Annotated in this window: 19 protein-coding genes and 1 pseudogene; 14 read left to right on the top strand and 6 right to left on the bottom strand. The window is 73.5% G+C overall.

Annotated elements, in window-relative coordinates; genetic code table 11:
• The gene (locus tag AB0M03_RS11100; RefSeq protein WP_363490839.1) at nucleotides 1-279 is read right to left on the bottom strand and encodes an HPr family phosphocarrier protein; all 279 of its coding nucleotides are present in this window, start codon (nucleotides 277-279) and stop codon (nucleotides 1-3) included.
• A 166-nt stretch (nucleotides 280-445) separates the two neighbouring features.
• Between AB0M03_RS11100 and AB0M03_RS11095 the strand changes: the two genes are divergently transcribed.
• The 5 genes from AB0M03_RS11095 (at nucleotide 446) to AB0M03_RS11075 (ending at nucleotide 6,726) form a co-directional block, all read left to right on the top strand.
• Nucleotides 446-3,238, top strand: coding sequence for a GNAT family N-acetyltransferase (locus tag AB0M03_RS11095; protein ID WP_363490837.1), 2,793 nt, complete (start codon nucleotides 446-448; stop codon nucleotides 3,236-3,238).
• Between the two features lie 122 nt (nucleotides 3,239-3,360).
• Nucleotides 3,361-3,951 carry a DUF5998 family protein gene (locus AB0M03_RS11090; protein WP_363490835.1) on the top strand — a complete coding sequence of 197 codons (591 nt, stop codon included), beginning with the start codon at nucleotides 3,361-3,363 and terminating at the stop codon, nucleotides 3,949-3,951.
• A gap of 12 nt (nucleotides 3,952-3,963) precedes the next feature.
• Entirely contained in the window at nucleotides 3,964-5,121 is a 1,158-nt protein-coding gene (locus AB0M03_RS11085; RefSeq protein WP_363490833.1) for a nucleotide pyrophosphatase/phosphodiesterase family protein, read from the top strand.
• A 48-nt stretch (nucleotides 5,122-5,169) separates the two neighbouring features.
• Complete coding sequence (locus AB0M03_RS11080; RefSeq protein ID WP_363490831.1) at nucleotides 5,170-5,817, top strand: thymidine kinase; 648 nt, start codon at nucleotides 5,170-5,172, stop codon at nucleotides 5,815-5,817.
• A gap of 54 nt (nucleotides 5,818-5,871) precedes the next feature.
• The gene (locus AB0M03_RS11075) at nucleotides 5,872-6,726 is read left to right on the top strand and encodes a sulfurtransferase (RefSeq protein ID WP_363490829.1); all 855 of its coding nucleotides are present in this window, start codon (nucleotides 5,872-5,874) and stop codon (nucleotides 6,724-6,726) included.
• A 95-nt stretch (nucleotides 6,727-6,821) separates the two neighbouring features.
• On the opposite strand, the gene sepH is transcribed toward AB0M03_RS11075, so the two are convergent.
• The 3 genes from sepH to AB0M03_RS11060 all read right to left on the bottom strand — a co-directional run bounded on the left by sepH (nucleotide 6,822) and on the right by AB0M03_RS11060 (nucleotide 11,006).
• Complete coding sequence (sepH, locus tag AB0M03_RS11070; protein WP_363490827.1) at nucleotides 6,822-7,895, bottom strand: septation protein SepH; 1,074 nt, start codon at nucleotides 7,893-7,895, stop codon at nucleotides 6,822-6,824.
• A gap of 449 nt (nucleotides 7,896-8,344) precedes the next feature.
• Nucleotides 8,345-9,661 (bottom strand): D-arabinono-1,4-lactone oxidase, encoded by a 1,317-nt coding sequence (locus AB0M03_RS11065; protein WP_363490825.1) that lies wholly within the window; start codon nucleotides 9,659-9,661, stop codon nucleotides 8,345-8,347.
• A gap of 97 nt (nucleotides 9,662-9,758) precedes the next feature.
• Nucleotides 9,759-11,006 carry an MFS transporter gene (locus AB0M03_RS11060; protein ID WP_363490823.1) on the bottom strand — a complete coding sequence of 416 codons (1,248 nt, stop codon included), beginning with the start codon at nucleotides 11,004-11,006 and terminating at the stop codon, nucleotides 9,759-9,761.
• A 140-nt stretch (nucleotides 11,007-11,146) separates the two neighbouring features.
• Between AB0M03_RS11060 and AB0M03_RS11055 the strand changes: the two genes are divergently transcribed.
• Together AB0M03_RS11055 and AB0M03_RS11050 are read left to right on the top strand one after the other, a co-directional pair.
• Nucleotides 11,147-12,283: a ferrochelatase gene (locus AB0M03_RS11055; RefSeq protein WP_363490821.1), complete on the top strand. Its 1,137-nt coding sequence runs from the start codon at nucleotides 11,147-11,149 to the stop codon at nucleotides 12,281-12,283.
• A gap of 29 nt (nucleotides 12,284-12,312) precedes the next feature.
• Nucleotides 12,313-13,128, top strand: coding sequence for an inositol monophosphatase family protein (locus AB0M03_RS11050; RefSeq protein WP_363490819.1), 816 nt, complete (start codon nucleotides 12,313-12,315; stop codon nucleotides 13,126-13,128).
• A gap of 203 nt (nucleotides 13,129-13,331) precedes the next feature.
• Here AB0M03_RS11050 and AB0M03_RS11045 read toward each other — a convergent pair whose 3' ends face one another.
• On the bottom strand, nucleotides 13,332-13,517 hold the full coding sequence (locus AB0M03_RS11045; protein WP_363490817.1) for a hypothetical protein: 186 nt from the start codon (nucleotides 13,515-13,517) through the stop codon (nucleotides 13,332-13,334).
• 515 nt (nucleotides 13,518-14,032) lie between these two features.
• Here AB0M03_RS11045 and AB0M03_RS11040 point away from each other — a divergent pair.
• From AB0M03_RS11040 to AB0M03_RS11025, 4 genes are all read left to right on the top strand, one after another.
• Nucleotides 14,033-14,686 (top strand): response regulator transcription factor, encoded by a 654-nt coding sequence (locus tag AB0M03_RS11040; RefSeq protein ID WP_030277361.1) that lies wholly within the window; start codon nucleotides 14,033-14,035, stop codon nucleotides 14,684-14,686.
• A gap of 105 nt (nucleotides 14,687-14,791) precedes the next feature.
• A complete protein-coding gene (locus AB0M03_RS11035) occupies nucleotides 14,792-16,108 on the top strand; it encodes a HAMP domain-containing sensor histidine kinase (protein WP_363490814.1) in 1,317 nt (438 codons plus the stop codon).
• A gap of 291 nt (nucleotides 16,109-16,399) precedes the next feature.
• Nucleotides 16,400-17,377, top strand: a complete 978-nt coding sequence (locus AB0M03_RS11030; protein ID WP_363490812.1) for an acyl-ACP desaturase — start codon at nucleotides 16,400-16,402, stop codon at nucleotides 17,375-17,377.
• A 478-nt stretch (nucleotides 17,378-17,855) separates the two neighbouring features.
• Entirely contained in the window at nucleotides 17,856-18,155 is a 300-nt protein-coding gene (locus AB0M03_RS11025) for a DUF4193 domain-containing protein (protein ID WP_030277357.1), read from the top strand.
• 319 nt (nucleotides 18,156-18,474) lie between these two features.
• Here the strand turns inward: AB0M03_RS11025 and AB0M03_RS11020 are convergent, their stop codons facing one another.
• Nucleotides 18,475-18,924, bottom strand: a complete 450-nt coding sequence (locus tag AB0M03_RS11020) for a DUF3093 domain-containing protein (protein ID WP_363490810.1) — start codon at nucleotides 18,922-18,924, stop codon at nucleotides 18,475-18,477.
• Nucleotides 18,925-19,107: 183 nt separating this feature from the next.
• Between AB0M03_RS11020 and AB0M03_RS11015 the strand changes: the two genes are divergently transcribed.
• From AB0M03_RS11015 to AB0M03_RS11005, 3 genes and pseudogenes are all read left to right on the top strand, one after another.
• A complete protein-coding gene (locus AB0M03_RS11015) occupies nucleotides 19,108-19,650 on the top strand; it encodes a PaaI family thioesterase (RefSeq protein ID WP_363491003.1) in 543 nt (180 codons plus the stop codon).
• Nucleotides 19,647-20,111, top strand: a pseudogene (gene dut / locus AB0M03_RS11010) (dUTP diphosphatase); the annotation flags it as partial. The gene AB0M03_RS11015 and the pseudogene dut, both read left to right, overlap by 4 nt.
• Nucleotides 20,112-20,194: 83 nt before the next feature.
• Complete coding sequence (locus tag AB0M03_RS11005; RefSeq protein WP_363490808.1) at nucleotides 20,195-20,983, top strand: DUF3710 domain-containing protein; 789 nt, start codon at nucleotides 20,195-20,197, stop codon at nucleotides 20,981-20,983.
• Nucleotides 20,984-21,257: the final 274 nt, after the last annotated feature.

Here is a 21,257-nt window from a genome sequence, read left to right as displayed (position 1 = left end):
TCAGGCGGCGGGGAGCTCGTCGAGGCCTTCCTGGACGAGCTTGGCGAGGCGGTCGAGGGCCTGGTCGGCGCCGTCGGCGTCGGAGGCCAGGATCACGGTGTCGCCGCCCGCGGCGCCGAGGGCGAGGAGGCCGAGCATCGAGCCGGCGTTCACGGGGGCGCCGCCGTCCTTGGCGATGGTGACGGGCACGCCCGTGGAGGTGACGGCGCGGACGAAGATGGAGGCGGGACGGGCGTGGAGGCCTTCGGCCCAACCGACGGTGACGCGGCGCTCTGCCATGGGACGTGCCTTTCGGTGGTGCTGGGTGGAGCCAGTTGTCTAGACCAGTGTCGCACGTCCGCCGCACGTCCGGAACGGTGCGCCACCGGGCACTCCCACCTTCGCCCCGGCGGCGCCGTACCCGCCGTGCGGCTCGCCGCGGCCCGCCCCGGATAACCTGGCGGTTGTGGACGAATCCGGGACGGAACCCCGCACCGACCAGGCCGACGAGACCGGCTACCCGCAGCACTGGGAGGCCGACGTCCTGCTGCGCGACGGCGGCGCGGCCCGGATCAGGCCGATCACGCCGGCCGACGCCGAGCGGCTGGTCGAGTTCTACGACCAGGTCTCCGACCAGTCGAAGTACTTCCGCTTCTTCGCCCCGTACCCGCGGCTGTCCGACAAGGACGTCCGCCGGTTCACCCACCACGACTACGTGAACCGGGTCGGCCTGGCCGCGGTGGTGCGGGACGGCATCATCGCCACCGTCCGCTACGACCGGATCGACAAGGACGGCCGCCCCTCGACCACCGGGACGGACGCCGAGGTGGCCTTCCTGGTGCAGGACGCCCACCAGGGCCGCGGGGTCGCCTCGGCGCTGCTGGAGCACATCGCGGCGGTCGCCCAGGAGCGCGGCATCCGCCGGTTCACCGCGGAGGTGCTCCCGGAGAACCGCAAGATGGTGAAGGTCTTCACGGACGCCGGCTACACCCAGCACCGCAGCTTCGCCGACGGCGTGGTGCACCTGGAGTTCGACCTGGAGCCGACGGCGGCCTCGCTGGCGGTGATGCGGGGCCGCGAGCACCGGGCGGAGGCGCGCTCGGTGCAGCGGCTGCTGACGCCGAGGTCGGTGGCGGTGGTCGGGGTGTCGCGCAGCCCGCTGTCGGTGGGGCGGGGGCTGCTGCGGAGTCTGGCGGGCTTCCGGGGCGAGCTGTACGCGGTGAACCGCAGCGCCCCGGAGGGCACGGTGCTGGACGGGGTGGCGACCCACCGGTCCCTGTTGGACATTCCCGGACCGGTGGACCTGGCCCTGATCGCGGTGCCGGAGCCCGCGGTGCCGGCCGCGGTGGCGGACTGCGGCGCGCACGGCGTGCAGGGCCTGGTGGTGGTGACGGCCGGCTACGCGGAGACCGGCCCGGAGGGGCGGGACCGGCAGCGGGCACTGGTGCGGCAGGCGCGGGCGGCGGGGATGCGGGTGGTGGGGCCGAACGCGTTCGGCCTGGTGTCGACCGATCCGGAGCGGCCCTTGAACGCCTCGCTGGCACCGGTGCTGCCGGCCCGCGGCCCGTTCGGGGTGTTCTGCCAGTCCGGGGCGATCGGGGTGGCGCTGCTGGAGGCGGCGCACCGGCGGGGGCTCGGGGTGTCGTCGTTCGCGTCGGTGGGGAACCGGGCGGACGTGTCGGGCAACGACCTGTTGCAGTACTGGGAGGAGGACGCCGCCACCGAGGTGGTGCTGATGTACATGGAGTCGTTCGGGAATCCGCGGAAGTTCACCCGGATCGCCCGGCGGCTGGCGGCGTCGAAGCCGGTGGTGGTGGTGAAGGGTGCGCGGCACACGGGGAGTCTGCCGCCGGGGCACGCGGTGCAGCCGGCGGCGAGCCGGTTGAAGGACGCGACGGTGGACGCGCTGTTCGAGCAGGCCGGTGTGGTGCGGGTGGAGACGATCACGGACCTGTTCGACACGGGGGAGCTGCTGGCGGGGCAGCCGCTGCCGGCCGGGGACCGGGTCGCGGTGGTGGGCAATTCGGACTCGCTGGGTCTGCTGACGTACGACGCGTGCCTGGGGAGCGGTCTGCGGCCGCGGTCGCCGGTGGACCTGACGACGGCGGCGACGGGGGAGAACTTCCGGATCGCGCTGGACACCGCGCTGGGCGATCCGGCGGTCGATGCGGTGATCGCGGTGGCGATCCCGCCGATCGGGGTGCAGGGGGCGCCGGAACCGGAGCGGGAGCTGCCGGAGGACGAGCCGGAGATCGCGGCTGCGCTGCTGGACGCGGGGGTGCGGGCGCGGGAGCTGGGCAAGCCGCTGCTGCTGGCGCACCTGGCGCTGGGCGGGCTGGCGGAGCGGTTGCGGTCGGGTCGGATCCCGTCGTTCCCGGCTCCGGAGCGGGCGGTGCGTGCCCTGGCGCATGCGGTGCACTACGCGCAGTGGCGGGAGCGGAGCGCGGAGGCGGAGCGGACGGCGCGGATTCCCGAGCTGGAGGGGATCGACGAGGGGCGGGCGCGGGCGCTGGTGGAGGAGGCGCTGAGCTCGCGTCAGGGGGTGGCGGCGCGGACGCAGCCGGGCGGCGCGCGGATCACGCTGCCGGAGGGGGACGCCGAGGCGCTGCTGGCCTGCTACGGGATCGCGGTGCGCCCGGTGCTGGCGGCACCGGACGAGGAGTCGGCGGTGCGGGCGGCGGCGCGGCTGGGGTATCCGGTGGCGCTGAAGGCGACGGCGGACCATCTGCGGCACCGGCCCGACCTGGGCAGTGTGCGACTGGACCTGACCGGCGAGGAGGGGCTGCGCCGGGCGTTCCGGGAGCTGGACGCGCTGCTGGGCGGGGCGGCGCAGGCCCGGCCGGTGGTGCAGGAGCTGGCGCCGCGGGGCGTGGACACGGTGATCGGGGCGACGGTCGACCCGGCGGTGGGCGCGATCCTGAGCTTCGGCCTGGCGGGGGCCCCGGCGGAGCTGCTGGGGGACGTGGCGCACCGGCTGGTGCCGGCGACGGACCGGGACGTGGCGGGGCTGATCCGGGAGGTGCGGGCGGCTCCGCTGCTGTTCGGGTGGCGGGGGGCGGACCCGGTGGACACAGGGGCGCTGGAGGAGCTGCTGCTGCGGGTGTCGCGGCTGGTGGACGATCTGCCGGAGGTGGCGTCGGTGGATCTGGAGCCGGTGGTGGTGGCGCCGCAGGGGCTGGCGGTGCTGGGGGCGGTGGTGCGGATCGCGCCGCTGCCGGTGCGGACGGATCTGGGACCGCGCGCGATGAGCAGCCTGTAGCCTTGCTTGGCTGCGCCGGTCGGCGGCGCTGACCAGCCCCCGCAGGGCGGGCCCGGCAGACGGGCTCGGAAGCTCGGCGCAGTGCCGCCCGCTTCGTCGGCGGGACATGCCAGGATGGAGACATGGCCAAGACCGGTACCACCACCACGCAGGACCTGCGTTCCGCGATCGAGCGCAGCGGCTACTACCCGGCCCTGGTGTCCGAGGCCGTGGAGTCCGCGGTGGGCCCCGAGCCGATCACCTCCTACCTGGTGCACCAGGAGACGACGTTCGACGCGAACGAGGTTCGGCGGCATGTCACCGTGCTGGTGCTGACCCCTTCGCGTTTCGTGGTCAGCCACACCGACGAGCAGAACGGCGATGCGGCGACGCCGGTGCCGTACGCGACGACGTCGACCGAGAGCGTCCGGCTGGACCGGATCAATTCGGTCGTGCTGAGCAGGATGGTGGCGAATCCGGAGACGTACACGCCGGGGACGCTGCCGCGTGAGGTGGTGTTGACGATCGGCTGGGGTGCGGTTCAGCGGCTGGACCTGGAGCCGGCGGGCTGTTCGGATCCGAACTGCGACGCGGACCACGGGTACACGGGTTCGGCGACGGCGGACGACCTGTCGCTGCGGGTGAGCGAGGCGGGGGACGGCCCGGAGACGGTGGCGCAGGCCCTGGTGTTCGCGCGGGCGCTGTCCGAGGCGACCACCGCCACCCGGGTCTGAGGCCGCCGCTGCATGCTCGGTTATGACGCTTTCGAGATCCTTGATCCTTCGGACGCTCCGGCGCCCGCGTACGGCTGCGGTTCGCTGGCGGACCTGCTGCCCGCGGTGGCGGCGGGGCTCGGCGTGCCCGGTTTCGAGAGCGGGCTGCTGCTGGAGCCCGCGGACCGGGTGTGCGTGTTCCTGGTGGACGGCATGGGGTGGGAGCTGATCCGGAGGCATCCGGAGTACGCGCCGTTCCTGACGTCGTTGACGGCGGGGGCGAGTCCGATCACGTCGGGGTTCCCGTCGACGACGGCGACGTCGCTGGCCTCGGTGGGGACGGGCCTGACGCCGGGCGTGCACGGCCTGGCCGGGTACACGGTGCGGATTCCGGGCCGGAACGAGCTGATGAACCAGCTGCGCTGGCAGCCGCCGGTGCCGCCGCGGGAGTGGCAGCCGTATCCGACGGTGTTCGAGCTGGCGGACCGGGCGGGGGTGGCGACGGCGCAGGTGTCGTCGCCGTTGTTCGCGCAGACGCCGTTGACGCAGGTGGCGTTGTCGGGGGGCACGTTCCTGGGCCGGACGACCGGCGAGGAGCGGATGGATCTCGCGGCGCGCTGGCTGGGCGAGCACGACCGGGCGCTGGTGTACACGTACGTGAGCGAACTCGACGGTGCGGGGCACCGGTTCGGCGTGGACTCGGACGAGTGGCGGATGACGCTGAACACGGTGGACCGGCTGGTGAAGCGGCTGGCCGAGCAGCTGCCGCCGCGGTCGGCGCTGTACGTCACGGCGGACCACGGCATGATCGACATCGCGCCGGAGGACCGGGTCGACTTCGACGAGGACTGGGAGCTGTCGGCGGGGGTGGCGCTGCTGGGCGGCGAGGGCCGGGCCCGGCACGTGTACGCGGTGCCGGGGGCGGCGGCGGACGTCCACACGGTGTGGAGCGAGGTGCTCGGCGACCGGATGTGGGTGGCGACCCGGGACCAGGCGATCGCGGCGGGCTGGTTCGGTCCCGTGGTGGACGAGCGGGTGTACCGGCGGATCGGCGACGTGGTGGCCGCGGCCCGTGACGACGTCGCGGTGATCGCCTCGCGCAGTGAGCCGGGGGAGTCGTCGATGATCGGGCTGCACGGCTCGATGACCCCGGTGGAGCAGCTGGTGCCGCTGCTCGACGTCCGTACCTGATTCCCGCGCACCGATTTCCTCCCCGACCGAAAGGCCCCTGCCCCACCCATGGCTGAACTGGTGTTCTTCTCGGGCACGATGGACTGCGGCAAGTCGACGCTGGCGCTGCAGATGGACCACAACCATGCGGCGCGCGGCCGGCAGGGCATCATCTTCACCCGGCACGACCGGGCCGGTGCGGCGACGATCTCCAGCCGGCTCGGCCTGCGGGCGGACGCGGTGGAGGTGACCGACGACTTCGACTTCCAGGCGCACGTGGTGCACCTGCTGTCGGCGGGCGGCAAGGCCGACTACCTGATCTGCGACGAGGCGCAGTTCTTCTCCGCGGAGCAGATCGACCAGCTGGCCCGGGTGGTCGACGAACTCGGCATTGACGTCTACACGTTCGGCATCACCACGGACTTCCGGACGAAGCTCTTCCCCGGTTCGCAGCGCCTGATCGAGCTCGCCGACCGGGTGGAGGTGCTGCAGGTGGAGGCGCTCTGCTGGTGCGGGGCCCGGGCCACCCACAACGCCCGCACGGTGGGCGGGGTGATGGTGGTGGAGGGCGCCCAGGTGGTGGTGGGCGACGTGGCGGTCTCCGAGGACCAGATCGGCTACGAGGTGCTGTGCCGCCGCCACCACCGGCGCCGGCTGACCGCGGCGACGGCCCGTGCCTCGGTGCTCTCCCCGGACGTGCTGCCCTTCGAGGGCTGACGGGGGCTGACGCGCCGTCGACAGCGCGCGCCCGGGGCTTGCGACAATGGCGGTATGACCTCTTCGGGTACGTCCCCGCTGATCTCCGTCGGCGAGCTCGCCGCGGCCCTGGACGGCCCGCGGCCGCCCGTCCTGCTCGATGTTCGCTGGCAGCTCGGCGGCCCGCCCGGGGCCGGCGAGTACGCGGCCGGGCACCTGCCGGGCGCGCACTACGTGGACCTGGACACCGAGCTCGCCGCCCCGCCCGGTCCGGCCGGCCGCCATCCGCTGCCGGACCTCGAGGTCCTGGCGGCGGCGCTGCGCCGCGCGGGTGTGGACGCGGACCGCCCGGTGGTGGTGTACGACGCGGGGCCGGCGATGTCGGCGGCCCGCGGGTGGTGGCTGCTGCGCTGGGCGGGCCACGGCGACGTGCGGGTGCTGGACGGCGGTCTGGCCGCGTGGCGGGCGGCCGGGCTGGCCGTGTCGACGGAGCAACCGGCGGACGGGGCGGGCGATTTCGAGCCGGTGCCGGGCGGCCTGCCGACGGTGGACGCGGAGCAGGCGGCGGCGCTGGCGCGTTCCGGGGTGCTGCTGGACGCGCGGGCGGGCGAGCGCTACCGGGGCGAGGTGGAGCCGATCGATCCGCGGGCGGGCCACGTCCCCGGTGCGGTGTCGGCGCCGACGGCGGACAACGTGGGTGCGGACGGGCTGTTCCGCAGCCCGGCCGAGCTGGCGGCCCGGTTCGCCGCGCTGGGCGCGGACGGGTCGGTGCCGCTCGGCGTGTACTGCGGTTCGGGGGTGACGGCGGCGCACGAGCTGCTGGCGCTGGAGAGCGCGGGCATCACGGGTGCGACGCTGTACCCGGGCTCCTGGAGCGAGTGGTCGGGCGATCCGGCCCGCCCGGCGGCAACCGGGGCACTGCCGGGCTAGGACACCCGGGCGGCTGACGGGTACCCGTGCGCCGCCGAAGGACAGCCCGAGGGGCGGTCACCCGCACGGGTGACCGCCCCTCGGGCCGTGTCCGGTTACTCCTGCTTCTTGCGGCGGCTGCCGAAGACGATCTCGTCCCAGCTGGGCACGGTGGCCCGGCGGCCGGGGCGGACGCCGTCGGCCTCGGCCTGCCGGTCGGTGGTGCCGACCAGCCGCTCCCGGTGCGGGGCGACGGCCCGCGGCATGAGGATGTCCGCGTACGCCGATCCGGCGCCGACGCTGGCGGCGGGGGCGGCCGGCTCCTCGGCCTCCTCCGGCTCCTCGACGGCGGGCACCGGCTCCGGCGCGGGGCCGATCGCCAGGTCGCCGCGGTAGGCGGGCACGACGTCGAGCAGGCTGGTCAGTGAGTCGCGGTTCTCCGCGGACGCCTCCCTGGCCTCGCGGACCTCCCGGCCGGACATGATCCGGTCGGCGGAGGGCCGCTCGATCATCGCGCGGGCCGGCCGCTCCTGGGGGAGCCGCGCGATCCGCGGGATGAACGGGAAGACCGAGTCCTCGTCGCGGTCGACGTTCTCGCCGATCAGGGCGCGCGCCTCGTCGTCGTTGGGCTGCACCAGGCGGCGGGGCGGGTCGTACGTCCAGCTGGCGCGGCGGTGTTCGCCGTCCGCGCGGTAGCTGAGGATGACCTCCCAGGTGCCGTCGTCGCGGCGCCAGGAGTCCCACCGCTCGGTGTCCTTCTCGGCGGCGCGCAGGGTCAGCCGCTCGGCGACGGCCTCGCCGAGCTGCGGGCCGGTGGACTCGCCGTGCCGGCGGATGGCGGTCTTGCGGGCGCGCTCGGCCATGAAGGCCCGCTCGGCCAGCACCGGGCCCTCGAAGCGCCGGACGCGCTCGACGGAGATCCCCGCCGCCTGTGCGACCTCCTCGGCGGAGGCACCGGCTCGTATCCGGGCCTGGATGTCACGGGGCCGCAGGTGGCTCTCGACCTCGATCTCGATCTGGCCGAGGCGCGGCCGGTCGCCGCGGACGGCGGCGCGCAGCCGCTCGTCGATGGGGAGGGTGTACTCCGTGCTGTCGGCAGCCTTGAGCACCAGCCGTGTGCCGTCGTTGCTGACGGCCACGACGCGCAGTTCGGGCACGGTTACCTCCCGGGTGGTGCCTGCCGACGTCACCTGCGTCGCTGCTCCCGTACTGAGTGTGGCCTGCCCGCCTGCGACTGGCCACAACCTTGCTGAGTTACCCGGCGTGTCGGGCTCCAGCCCGGGCACGCCGCTGTGGCACGGTTGCCTGTTCGCCACGTCGCCGGTCGACGTCGCGCCCGGGCCCCTCGTCCGCTGTCAGACGGGCAGTCAACAGGAACGCCGAAGGCTCAGGCCCAACGAACAGTACTCCATTCGTGGCACCCAGCGGGGCGGCTCGCCGCTCAAGTCTCCCGCGATTCACCGGAATCTCAAGAGCGGCCACACCGGAGAGCGCTCCGCGATCGCCGAACGGTGATCATCTTCACATATATCGACTGCGCCGAACCGGATTTTCGCCCGTTGTGTCCCCGGCCGAGCACAATGGACAGAATTGTTCGAATCTCCGGCGTGTGACCGAGGGAACTGCTTCCGACGCGGCGTCAGTCCCCCAGCACCCGGCGGAGGTAGTCGTTGGTGAACACCCGATCCGGGTCGACCTTCTCGCGCAGCGCCGTGAAGTCGCCGAAGTGCGGGTACACACCGGCGAGGTACTCGGCGTCGCGGGTGTGCAGCTTCCCCCAGTGCGGGCGGCCCTGGTGCGCCGTCATGAGGCGCTCCACCTCGGTGAAGTAGCCGCTCTCGGCGGTGCCCCGGTAGAGGTGGACGGCGATGTACACGCTGTCCCGGCCGCTCGCGGTGGACAGCCACAGGTCGTCGGCGGGCGCCACCCGCACCTCGACCGGGAAGCTGATCCGCCAGTCGGAGCGCTCCACCAGCGCCTTCAGCTCGCGCAGCACGGTGGTCGCCGCCTCGCGCGGCACCGCGTACTCCATCTCGATGAAGCGCACCCGGCGCGGGCTGGTGAACACCTTGTACGCGGTGTCGGTGTAGGTGCGCTCGCTCCAGGCGCGGCCGGCGACCTGGGCGATGGCGGGGATCGCGGCGGGGAAGCGCCGGCCGATGCGGCAGGCGCCCTCCCAGACGGTGTTGGACAGGAAGTCGTCGTCCAGCCAGGCCTTGAACCTCGGCAGCGGCGCGGCCGGGCCGGTGGTGCGGTTGTTGCGCTTGGTGGTGCACAGGTCGGTGTGCGGGAACCAGTAGAACTCGAAGTGCTCGTTGACGGCCGCGAGGTCCTCGAAGCCGTCGACCACCGCCCCGAAGGGCATCGGCTTCTCGTGGGCGGTCAGCAGGAAGGCCGGCTCGACGGCGAAGGTCAGCGCACTGACCACGCCGAGTGCGCCGAGGCCGAGCCGGGCGCCCCGGAAGAGCTCCGGGTTCTCGGTGGGGGAGCACTGCTGGATGCTGCCGTCGGCGAGGACGATCTCCACCGCGCGGATCTGCGCGGCCAGCGAGCCCGAGTCGCGGCCGGTGCCGTGGGTGCCGGTGCTGGTCGCGCCGGCGACGGTCTGCACCTCGATGTCGCCCATGTTGGTGAGGGAGAGCCCGGCGGCGGCCAGCAGCCGGTTCAGCCGGGCGAGCGGCAGGCCGGCCTCGACGGTGACCGTGCCGGCCTCCCGGTCGAGCGAGCGGACGGCGGTCAGGGCGTCCGGGCGGACGAGAACCGCGTCGCCGGACGAGGCGATCGCGGTGAAGGAGTGGCCCGACCCGACGGCCTTGACCCGCTGCCCCCGCTCGGCGGCCCGGCGCACGGTGTCGGCGATCTCCTCGGCGGAGCCGGGCGCGACCGTCCGGGCGGGCCGGGCGGTCTGGTTGCCGGCCCAGTTGGTCCAAGTGCCGGGGGTGGTGCCGTGGGGCATGCCGAGTGCCTCCTGCTCACGAACTACCAGTGGGTAGGGTGAGCGTAGTCACTCGGCCGCTCCCGGTAAATGCCCCGACGGACCCGCCCGGCCCTGCTCACCGACCCGCGGCGGTGCCCACCGGCTCCGGCTCGGGCACGTGCAGCCCGCCGCGCAACCGGGGCAGCCCGGCGAGCGCGGCGAGGGCGGCGAACAGCGCGGCCGCCACCGGCACCCAGTAGGCGGTGGCGGCGCCCGCGGCGTCCACCACCCAGCCGGCCAGCGAGGAGCCGAGGGCCACGCCGAGCGCCAGCCCGGTGGTCGTCCAGGTCATCCCCTCGGTGAGCTTCGCCGCCGGGACGAGCCGCTCGACCAGGGCCATCGCGGTGATCATCGTGGGGGAGATGGACAGCCCGGAGAGGAACAGCGCAGCGCCGATGCCGACCAGGCCGGCGGTGCCGTGCAGCAGGGAGGCCACCAGCACCAGCGGCAGGATGCCGACCGCCATCGCGCCGACCCCGCCGAGGAACCGCCCGGCCATCGAGCCGCGCGGCCGCAGCGTGCCGAAGACCACGCCGGCCAGGCAGGAGCCCAGCGCGTACACCGCGAGCACCAGGCTGGACGCGGCGGTGTGCCCCTGCGCCTCGGCGAAGGCCACGGTGACCACCTCGACCGCCCCGAAGATCGCGCCGGTGGCGACGAAGGTCACCACCAGCACCTGCAGGCCGGCCGACCGGAGCGCCGAACCGCCCTCGCGGTGGGCCGCCGGGTGGAGCGGCGGCTCGGTGGAGCGCTGCGCGGTGAACCACACCACACCGACCAGCAGGAAGACGCCCGCCAGCGCCACGCCCGCCTCCGGGAACACCGAGGTGGCCAGCCCGATCGACAGGATCGGCCCGACGATGAAGCAGACCTCGTCCATCACCGCCTCGAAGGAGTACGCGGTGTGCAGCCGCTCCGGCCGGTCGCTGTAGAGGTGGGCCCAGCGGGCCCGCACCATCGAACCGGTGCTCGGCATGACGCCCATGCCGGCCGCGGCCACGAACAGCGTCCAGGTCGGGGCGCCGAGCCGGGCACAGGCCAGCAGCAGCGCCGCGGCCGCCATGGTCAGCGCGGTCGCCGGGAGGGCCGCCCGGCGCTGCCCGTACCGGTCGACCAGCCGGGACACCTGCGGGCCCAGCACCGCCGCGGAGACCGCGAGGGTCGCGTAGACCGCGCCCGCGATCCCGTAGGAGCCCTGCAGCTGGGCGAGCATCGTGGCGATGCCGATGCCGGTCATCGAGATCGGCAGGCGCGACACGAAGCCGCTGGACGAGAAGGCCAGACTGCCGGGCGCGGCGAAGATCTGGCGGTAGCTGGACAGCACGGGTGCTCCGGGGAATGGTGCGTAAGGAACGTCGATCGTAACGACAGCTTACGAACCGCCCCGCGACGCCCGCGAAGGGATTTCCGGCGGACGGGTGGGCCGCAACGGCCCGGACACCGCCGGGTGGCAGGATCGGAGCCATGTCCGACTCGCGCACCCCCACCGACCACAAGCCCTACGACGCGCTGCTGCTGCTCTCCTTCGGCGGCCCGGAGGGACCGGAGGACGTCGTCCCGTTCCTGGAGAACGTCACCCGCGGCCGCGGCATCCCCAAGGAACGCCTCGCCGAGGTGGGCAAGCACTACTTCCTCTTCGGCGGGGTCAGCCCGATCAACGAGCAGAACCGCGACCTGCTCGCCGCGCTGCGCAAGGACTTCGCCGACCACGGCCTCGACCTGCCGGTCTACTGGGGCAACCGGAACTGGGCGCCCTACCTGGCCGACGCCCTGAAGGAGATCGCCGCCGACGGCCACCGCCGGGTGCTCACCCTCGCCACCAGCGCCTACGCCGGATACTCCGGCTGCCGCCAGTACCGCGAGAACCTCGCCGACGCGCTCGCCGGACTCGCCCGCGACGGCCTGCCCGCGCTGCGCGTCGACAAGCTCCGGCACTTCTACAACCACCCGGGCTTCGTCGAGCCGGTGATCGACGCCACCCTCGCCGCGCTCGCCTCGCTGCCCGAGGACGTCCGCGACGGCGCCCACCTGGTGTTCACCACGCACTCCATCCCGAACGCGATGGCCGACAGCTCCGGCGCCCCCGACGACCCGGCCCGCGGCACGCCCGGCGGCGCCTACGTCGCCCAGCACCTCGACGTCGCCCGCCTGGTCGCCCAGGCCGTCGCGGCCGCCACCGGCACCGCCGACCGCCCCTGGGAGCTCGTCTACCAGAGCCGCTCCGGCGCCCCGCACGTCCCGTGGCTGGAGCCCGACATCTGCGACCGGCTGGAGGAGCTCCACGCCGACGGCGCGCCCGCGGCGGTGATGGTGCCGATCGGCTTCGTCTCCGACCACATGGAGGTCAAGTACGACCTCGACACCGAGGCCGCCGCCAAGGCCGCCGAGCTCGGCCTGCCGGTCGCCCGGGCCGCCACCGTCGGCGCCGACCCGCGGTTCGCCGCCGCCGTGCGCGAACTCGTCCTGGAGCGCGCCGCCGTCGAGCGCGGCGCCGCCGCCGAACGCCGCGCCCTCGGCACCCTCGGTCCCAGCCACGACGTCTGCGCCGCGGCCTGCTGCCCCAACCCGCGCGCCCCGCGGCCCGCCGCCGCCGAACAGTGACCCGCACCCCGAACCCCGGAGGACCCCGCGTGACCGGCACCGTGCCGACCGACCCGCTGCTGGCCGAACTGCTCGCCGTCGCCGAGGAGGCCGCCCGCGCCGCCGGTGAACTGCTGCACCGCGGCCGCCCGGCCGACCTCGGCGTCGCCGCCACCAAGTCCAGCCCGGTCGACGTGGTCACCGAGATGGACCTCGCCTCCGAGAAGCTCGTCCAGGAGCTGATCGCCACCCGCCGCCCCGAGGACGGCTACCTCGGCGAGGAGGGCACCGACCGGCCCGGCACCAGCGGCGTCCGCTGGGTCGTCGACCCGCTCGACGGCACCGTCAACTACCTGTACGGGCTGCCCTCCTGGGGCGTCAGCGTGGCCGCCGAGCTGGACGGCGAGGCCGTCGTCGGCGTGGTCGCGGTGCCCGCCCGCGGCGAGCTCTTCCGGGCCGTCCGCGGCGCCGGCGCCGACCTCGACGGCCGCCCGCTCGCGGTGCGCCCCGCCCCGCCGTGGGGGCAGGCGCTGATCGCCACCGGCTTCAACTACGTGCAGGCCGAACGCGTCCACCAGGCCGAGGTGCTGCTCGCCCTGATGCCCGAGGTCCGCGACATCCGCCGGGCCGGCGCCGCCGCCGTCGACCTGTGCGACCTCGCCGCCGGCCGGGTCGACGCCTTCTACGAACGCGGCCTCAAGCCCTGGGACATGGCGGCCGGCCTGCTGATCGCCCGGGAGGCCGGTGCCCTGGCCGGCGGCCGCCCCGGCCGGCCCGCCGACGGCGACCTCACCGTCGCGTCCGTCCCCGGCGTCTTCGAGCCCCTGCAGGCCCGTCTGGACGCCCTCGGCGCCTGGCACGGCTGATTCCCCGCAGGCGTCCCGCAGAGACGGCGAAGGGCCTGCCACCGCCCCGCGAGGGGGCGGCGGCAGGCCCTTCGGGCACAGGTCCGGAGTACAGAAGGGCCCTGGCACGGGTGGTGCCAGGGCTCGCGGATGCGTCCTGCTGTGTCGCCTGGTGGTGCGGTTGCCCCGCGGGGGCGGGGCGGGTGTCGGTCCTGCGGCCGGGATCAGGCAGCCGACCGGTGCATCTCGTGCACCGGATCGATGCCGTGGTCGGCGGCCAGCCGACGCAGGTCCTCCAGCTCGGACTGCTCGACCTCGGCCAGGAACTCGTCCCCGGACTCGAGAGCGCGGTGGAGATCCTGCTCGGCGTTCTGTATGCGCTGCAGGATTCCGGCGGTGAAGGCGTCCATACGGCCCCCTTGCTGTGTCGGACGGGCACGGGCCCGCATGCTCCCCGGTCGGTGGACACTGCCACGGGACGCCCCACGGTCGGTACGGTGCCGGCCCCGGGTGGGCGCGGAGACGGCGCGGCGGCCGCTCCCGATGACGTCGATCCCCCGATCCGGTGCGGATGAGCACACGGCGGGTAGGTGCGATCCGCGCACGGCGCGATCGCGGTGTGAGCTTGTCCTCCCCAACCGCACGCCCGGGAAACCTCTCCACCGCGAGAAAGTTGCCGGTGTCACAGTCCAACCGGAGGGAATGCTTTCGGTCCGCCGGTGCCCGGGCACCCGAACTCCAACATCGCCCCTGGTCAACCGGGTGGAGGCGGCCCGAGCCCGCAGCTTACAGCTGCTTTATCCGAAGACCAGGCAGGATGGAGGCACCGTCGGAGCCGTGTCCCTGGACGCGGCTCCGCGCCCGGCGCCCCACGGCCCGCACGGGCGGAGCACGGCGGGGCCGCTCCGAGGAAGGGACAACCACCGTGCGGGTACTCGTCGTCGAGGACGAGCAGCTGCTCGCCGAGGCCGTGGCCACCGGTCTGCGCCGCGAGGCCATGGCCGTCGACGTCGTCTACGACGGAGAGGCCGCCCTGCAGCGCATCGCCGTCAACGACTACGACGTGGTGGTCCTCGACCGGGACCTCCCGCTGGTGCACGGCGACGACGTGTGCCGCCGGGTGGTCGAGCAGGGCCTCGCCACCCGCGTCATCATGCTGACCGCCTCCGGCGACATCAGCGACCGGGTCGAGGGCCTGGAGATCGGCGCCGACGACTACCTCCCCAAGCCGTTCGCCTTCAGCGAACTCGTCGCCCGCGTACGGGCCCTGGGCCGCCGTGCCACCGTCCCGCTGCCGCCCGTCCTGGAGCGCGCCGGCATCAGCCTCGACCCCGGCCGCCGCGAAGTGCTCCGCGACGGCAAGCCCGTCCAGCTGGCTCCCAAGGAGTTCGCCGTCCTGGAGGTCCTGATGCGCGCCGGCGGCGCCGTCGTCTCCGCCGAGCAGCTCCTGGAGAAGGCCTGGGACGAGCACACCGACCCCTTCACCAACGTCGTCCGGGTCACCGTGATGACACTGCGCCGCAAGCTCGGCGACCCGGCCGTCATCGTCACCGTGCCCGGCTCCGGCTACCGCATCTGACACCCGGCAGCGGCGGAATCCGGCCAGAAAACGGACACCGCCCCCGATCCAGCCGCACCGGCACCGCCACCAGGCACCGCCACCGCAGCACCGAGAGGACAGGACATGACCACCCCGCCCCCCGTCGGCGGGGCCCCCGGCGCGCCCGCCGGCGGCCCGGGCCACGTCCCGCCGCGCCCCGCCCGCCCCCAGCCGGGCGCGTCGAGCGCGCCGGGGAACACCACGCAGCACTACCACCCCGGCGACGGCCTGTTCGCCTGGCTGTCGCTGCGCCCCACCGTCCGGATCAGGCTCACCCTGCTCTACGGCGGCATGTTCCTCATGGCCGGCGTCGTCCTGCTGCTGCTGATGTACTACTTCGTCCGCGAGGCCATGCAGAGCGGCACCCTGCCCGCCCTGCGGCTCGGCCAGGGCGTCACCATCACCACCCCCGACGGCCAGGTGATCACCACGCAGGGCGAGCTCACCCGCTGGCTCGACCACTACCAGGACGTCGAGGCCGACCGCTCCCTCAACACCCTGCTGCGCAAGGCCCTCACCGCCCTGATCTGCCTCGCCGTGATCGCCTTCGCGGCCGGCTACGCGATGGCCGGCCGGGTGCTCCGCCCGCTCGGCCGGATCACCCGCACCGCCCGCGAGGTGGCCGGCAGCGACCTGCACCGCCGGATCCAGCTCGACGGCCCCGACGACGAGCTCAAGGAGCTCGCCGACACCTTCGACGACATGCTCGACCGGCTCGACCGCTCCTTCGACTCCCAGCGCCGGTTCGTCGCCAACGCCTCGCACGAGCTGAGAACGCCGCTGGCGATCAACCGGACCCTGCTGGAGGTCCAGCTCTCCGACCCGGCCGCCTCCCCCGACCTGCAACAGCTCGGCAAGACCCTGCTCGCCACCAACGAGCGCAGCGAACAGCTCGTCGAGGGCCTGCTGCTGCTCGCCCGCAGCGACAACGAGATCACCGACCGCCGCCCGGTCGAGCTCTCCGAGGTGGCGCTGCGCGCCCTGGAGCAGCTGCGCCCCGAGGCGGTCACCCGGGAGGTCGAGCTGCGCCCGGAGCTCAACCCGGTGACCGTCTCCGGCAACGGCGTCCTGCTGGAACGGATCGCGCTCAACCTGCTGCAGAACGCGGTGCGCTACAACGCCCCCGACGGCTGGGTGGAGATCTCCACCACGCCCGCCCCCGGCGGCGTGGGCGAGCTGATCGTGACCAACACCGGCCCGGTGGTGCCCGGGTACGAGATGGAGCACATCTTCGAGCCGTTCCGCCGGGTCAAGGGCGCCGACCGCACCCGCAGTGACAGGGGGGTCGGCCTGGGCCTGTCCATCGTCCGCTCGGTGGTCCGCGCGCACGGCGGCACCATCGAGGCCACGCCGCGTCCCGGCGGAGGCCTGACCATCCGGGTGCGCATTCCCGGGCCCTGACCGTCACCGCACCGTCACTCCGTGCGCGGACCGATCGTCCGCACCGCCCCCGCCCCCTGCCGGCCGTGTCAAGACGACATAAGCGCTGGCAGGGGGCGGCTTGTCTTTTGCCGTCGGAACAACTTACGGTGTCGTAACCTACGCAGCCGTAGGCTGGGTCGAACAGGACGGCCGCCGCGTCCGCCTCCGCGCTCGTGCCGCCCGCCCCCGTCCCCGTTCCGTCACCGTCCGCGCCGCAGCCGTCGGCCCCATCGCCCGACGCGTCGGACGCCGCCCACAGGAGCACCAGCCGTGACCATCGCCCCCGTCCAGCGCACCGCCCCGCCCGCGTCGACCGCATGGACCGACGCCAAGCTGATCCTGGCCCTCGAAGAGGTCGTCGAGACCGAGCTGAACCGGCACCTGAAGGTCGCCAAGGAGTGGATGCCGCACGAGTACGTGCCGTGGGGGCAGGGGCGGGACTTCGACGGCGTGCTGGGCGGCGAGGCGTGGGCGCCGGACCAGTCCAAGGTGACCCCGCTGGCGCGGATCTCCCTGGTGGTCAACCTGCTGACCGAGGACAACCTCCCCAGCTACCACCACGAGATCGCCACCATGTTCGGCCGCGAGGGCGCCTGGGGCACCTGGGTGCACCGCTGGACGGCCGAGGAGGGCCGGCACGGCATAGCCATCCGCGACTACCTGCTGGCCACCCGCGCCGTGGACCCGGTCGAGCTGGAGCGGGCCCGCATGGCGCACATGTCGGAGGGCTTCGAGTCCGACAACGCGCACAGCATGCTGCACTCCGTGGCCTACGTGGCCTTCCAGGAGCTCGCGACCCGCATCGCCCACCGCAACACCGGCCACCACTCCGGCGACCCGCTGTGCGACCAGCTGCTGGCGAAGATCGCCAACGACGAGAACCTGCACATGGTCTTCTACCGGAACCTGCTGAAGGCCGCCCTGGAGATCGCCCCGGACGAGGCGATGAACGCCATCGCCGAGGTGGTCACCAACTTCCGGATGCCCGGTCACGGCATGCCCGGCTTCGAGCGTTCCGCCGCCCAGATCGCCATCGGCGGCGTCTACAACCTGCGCATCCACCACGACGACGTGCTGCAGCCCGTGCTGCGCCACCTGAAGGTCATGGAGATCACCGGCCTCGGCCCCTCCGGCCAGCAGGCCCAGGAGCTGCTCGGCGCCTTCCTGGACGGCCTGGACGCGCAGGCCACGAAGTTCGACGAGCGGCAGGCCGCGCTGCTCGCCCGCAGGGCCGCCAACCGCAAGTGAGCCCGGGCCGCGGCAGGCCGCCGCGGCCTACCCGGACCGCACCGGGAATGTCAGGATTTTCCGGAAAGACGTGAGATGTGACCAACCTCACACTGCGTCGCCGGACACGTTCGGCCGACGTCGCACGGTGACCGCCGCGCCTCCGGGCGCGGTGGCGCACGGTGACCGTCGTCGGCCGCTGCGGATTTGTCGATCTGTCGCCAATCCTGCTGTCTGCAGGGCGAATTGGCGAGCGGCCGACCCTCCCGCTGCTACCCAAGGTAGCCGCTCCGGTCGGCCTGCAGGCCCGGGCGGGTGACCCCGCCCCGATGCGTTCGAGCCCCGTTCGGTCACCCCAACGGGTCCGAAACTGGGTGTCGATTGAGTAACGGGGCTTGAAGTAAGGCAAAATCTCCGCCTCGGGTCGGGCACAAGACCGACCCCCCACGCGTTACGTGCGCTGGAGATACCGCACACACCCAAAGGGGGAGAGCGAAACATGGCTACGGACTACGACACCCCACGCAAGACCGATGACGACCTCAACGAGGACAGCATCGAGGAACTGAAGGCGCGGCGGAACGAGAAGACGACCGGTTCGGTCGACATCGACGAGTTCGACGCTGCCGAAGGTCTGGAGCTCCCCGGCGCCGACCTCTCGAACGAGGAGCTGTCGGTCCGGGTGCTGCCGCGCCAGGCCGACGAGTTCACCTGCATGAGCTGCTTCCTGGTGCACCACCGCAGCCAGCTCTACAGCGAGAAGAACGGTCAGCCGATCTGCCGGGACTGCGGCGCCTGAGCACCGTGCGGAATGGCTCGGGTCCGACGCCTCACCGTCGGCCCGGCAGGCCACCCCGCCGGCCCTGGGCAGCAAGGCCGGAGGCAGCAGACGCGGCCCCCTCGGGGGACCGCACCCGCAGGTCGGGCGCCTGCGACCACAGGAGCGCTGGGACGGTCCGCGGACGCGGATCCGTCCCTCCTCCGTTTCCGGGCCGCTCCGGGCCCGGTACCCGGGGCTCTCGGGCCAGGGAAGCAAGCGGGCAGCGAACGGTGGGCGACTTCCGGCCCTTTTCCGCCTGCGGGCCGGACCTGCCGACGGAGGCCCCGTCCGGCGCGGCTCAGCGCTGGGCGGCCCTGTGGGCACCCTGCAGCGCCTCCGCCAGCTTCTGCGGCGAGCGGGTCGACAGGTACAGGTACGGCGTCGGGTCGGCCGGGTCGGTGACCTCCACCTTCAGCGCCGTCGGAACGTAGCTGCGCAGCAGCATGAAGGCCCGCGAGTCGGCCTTCACCGAGCGCCAGGCGACCGCCTCGGCCGGGTTGAGGACCTCCGCGCCGCCGAGCGCGTCGACCGGGATGCGGGCCTGGCCGGCCACCAGCGACCCCTGGACGACCCGGATGCGGGCCGAGCCGTAGGAGCTGAGTGCGGCGGCGGTCGCGGCGATGCCGACGACGAGGCCGACCAGCGCCCCGATCGCGCTGAACCGCAGCATGACGAGGGCGAAGGACAGCCCGGTGACGAGCGGGAGCAGCCACCAGGACCGCGGGACCGTGAGGCGTTCGTCGTACATGCCCCTATTGTGGGCGCTCGCCGGCGCCGGTCCGCCGCCGACCCTCCCCATCGGAAGCTACTCGCGGGTAGCATCGCGGCCGTGACCGGTTCCATCGCCTCCGCCCGGGCGCCGCAGAGCGCCGACGACACGCAGGGGGCCCGTCCCGCCCCCCTCACTCCGACGACGCCCCCGGCCGACGCCGTGCTGCCGCCCCGCGCCCCCGGGGCGCCGGCGCCCGGCACACCGATCGGTCCGCACTACGACCTCTGCTTCGGCTGCGGGCCGCAGCGCCCCGAGGGCCTGCAGATCAGCGCGGTCGCCGGCGAGGGGCTGACGGTGGACGCGACCTTCACCGTCCGGGCGGTCCACCAGGGCGGCCCCGGCCTCGCCCACGGAGGCCTGCTCACCACGGCCATGGACGAGACCCTCGGCACCCTGAACTGGCTGCTGCACGCCCCGGCCGTGACCGGCAGGCTGGAGACCGACTTCGTCCGCCCGGTGCCGGTCGACAGCGTCCTGCACATCCACGCGTGGGTGACCGGTGTGCACGGGCGGAAGGTGTACAGCGCGGCCGAGGGCCGCATCGACGGCCCCGACGGCCCGGTCGCCATCCGGGCACAGGCGCTCTTCATCCAGGTGAAGCTGGAACACTTCACCACGCACGGTCGTCCCGAGGACATCAAGAAGGCCTTGGACGACCCGGACCTGTTCAAGCGTGCCAGAGCCTTCGAGGTGAACCCGTGACCAGCACCGCCCGTCCGCCGGTGGACGTCCTGATCAGGCGGATCGACGCCGATCTCCCGCTGCCCGCCTACGAGCACCCCGGCGACGCCGGCGCGGACCTCCGCACCACCGTCGACGCCGACCTCGCCCCCGGCGAGCGGGCCGTTCTTCCCACCGGTGTAGCCATTGCGCTTCCGGACGGTTACGCGGCGTTCGTACACCCGCGGTCGGGGCTCGCAGCTCGTTGCGGAGTTGCCCTCGTGAACGCCCCGGGGACGGTCGATGCCGGGTACCGTGGTGAGATCAAGGTGATCGTCGTCAACTTGGACCCGCGCGAGGCCGTCAGCTTCCGCCGAGGGGACCGCATCGCCCAGCTGGTCATCCAGCGGGTCGAGCGGGCGAGTTTCCACGAGGTCGGGGAGCTGCCCGGATCGGCGCGAGCCGAAGGCGGGTTCGGGTCGACCGGCGGCCACGCCGCGGTCTAGCATGCCCGCGGTCTCGCAGTAGTCGAGCAGGTATTCGCTTCGGTCTTGGATTCGGTCCTGGACCGGGAAGGACAGTGACCGTGTTCCGTCGTCGCCACAAGAGCGAGGACGCTGTCGAGCAGCTCGCCGAGGACGCCACCAGCGCCGACGAGACGGCCGATGACGTCGAAGGTTCCGCCGAGAGCGAGAACGACACCGAGCTCGACCCGGCGGACCGGGTCGGACTGCCGCCGGCACCGCGTCCGGACGGCCCGTGGGACTTCTCCGAGCTCGAGAAGCCCGAGGAGGGACGAGTGGACCTCGGGGGTCTGCTGGTCCCCGGGGTCGAAGGCATGGAGCTCCGGGTCGAGGTCGCCGGTGACGCGATCGTCGCCGCGACGCTCGTCCTCGGCAACAGCGCGATCCAGCTCCAGGCGTTCGCCGCTCCGAAGTCCGAGGGCATCTGGGGCGAGGTCCGTGAGGAGATCGCCAACGGCATCACCCAGCAGGGCGGCCTCATCGAGGAGGAGGAGGGCCCGATCGGCTGGCACCTCCGCGCCCAGGTCCCCGTCCAGCTGCCCGACGGCACCCAGGGCGCACAGCTGGTGCGGTTCGTCGGCTGCGACGGCCCGCGTTGGTTCCTGCGCGGTGTGATCTCCGGGCAGGCCGCCGTGCAGCCCGAGATGGCCGGCATCCTGGAGGAGATCTTCCGCCAGACCGTCGTCGTCCGCGGCGAGGCCCCGATGGCACCGCGCGACCCGATCGTGCTGAAGCTTCCCGAGGACGCCCAGATGGTCGCCGACGGCGCCCCCACCGAGGGCGGCGACCAGCGCTACAGCGCCTCGCTGGACCCCTTCGCCCGCGGCCCGGAGATCACCGAGGTCCGCTGAGCCGAGCACCTCGCCTCCGCCCGGTTGTGAGCCGGGCGGAGGCGATTTGCTTGCGGGCCCCCGGGCCCCGTACAGTTCCGGAGTCGCGCCGAGAGGGGCGACGAAAGCGAGTCGAAGGAAAACGCCCGGTGAAACGGGCCGAAAATCCTCTGATAAGCTGGGAACACGAAAGAGCGAAGCGCCCGGAGGGTCCGCTGGAAGGCGGTCCGAAGGAAGTGTCCGTTCCTTGAGAACTCAACAGCGTGCCAAAAGTCAACGCCAGATATGTTGACAT

The organism is Kitasatospora sp. NPDC051914 (assembly GCF_040680995.1).
Classification (GTDB): Bacteria; Actinomycetota; Actinomycetes; order Streptomycetales; family Streptomycetaceae; genus Kitasatospora.
Note: the sequence above shows the minus strand (reverse complement) of the source record. Positions and strands in the feature narration are given on the sequence as shown.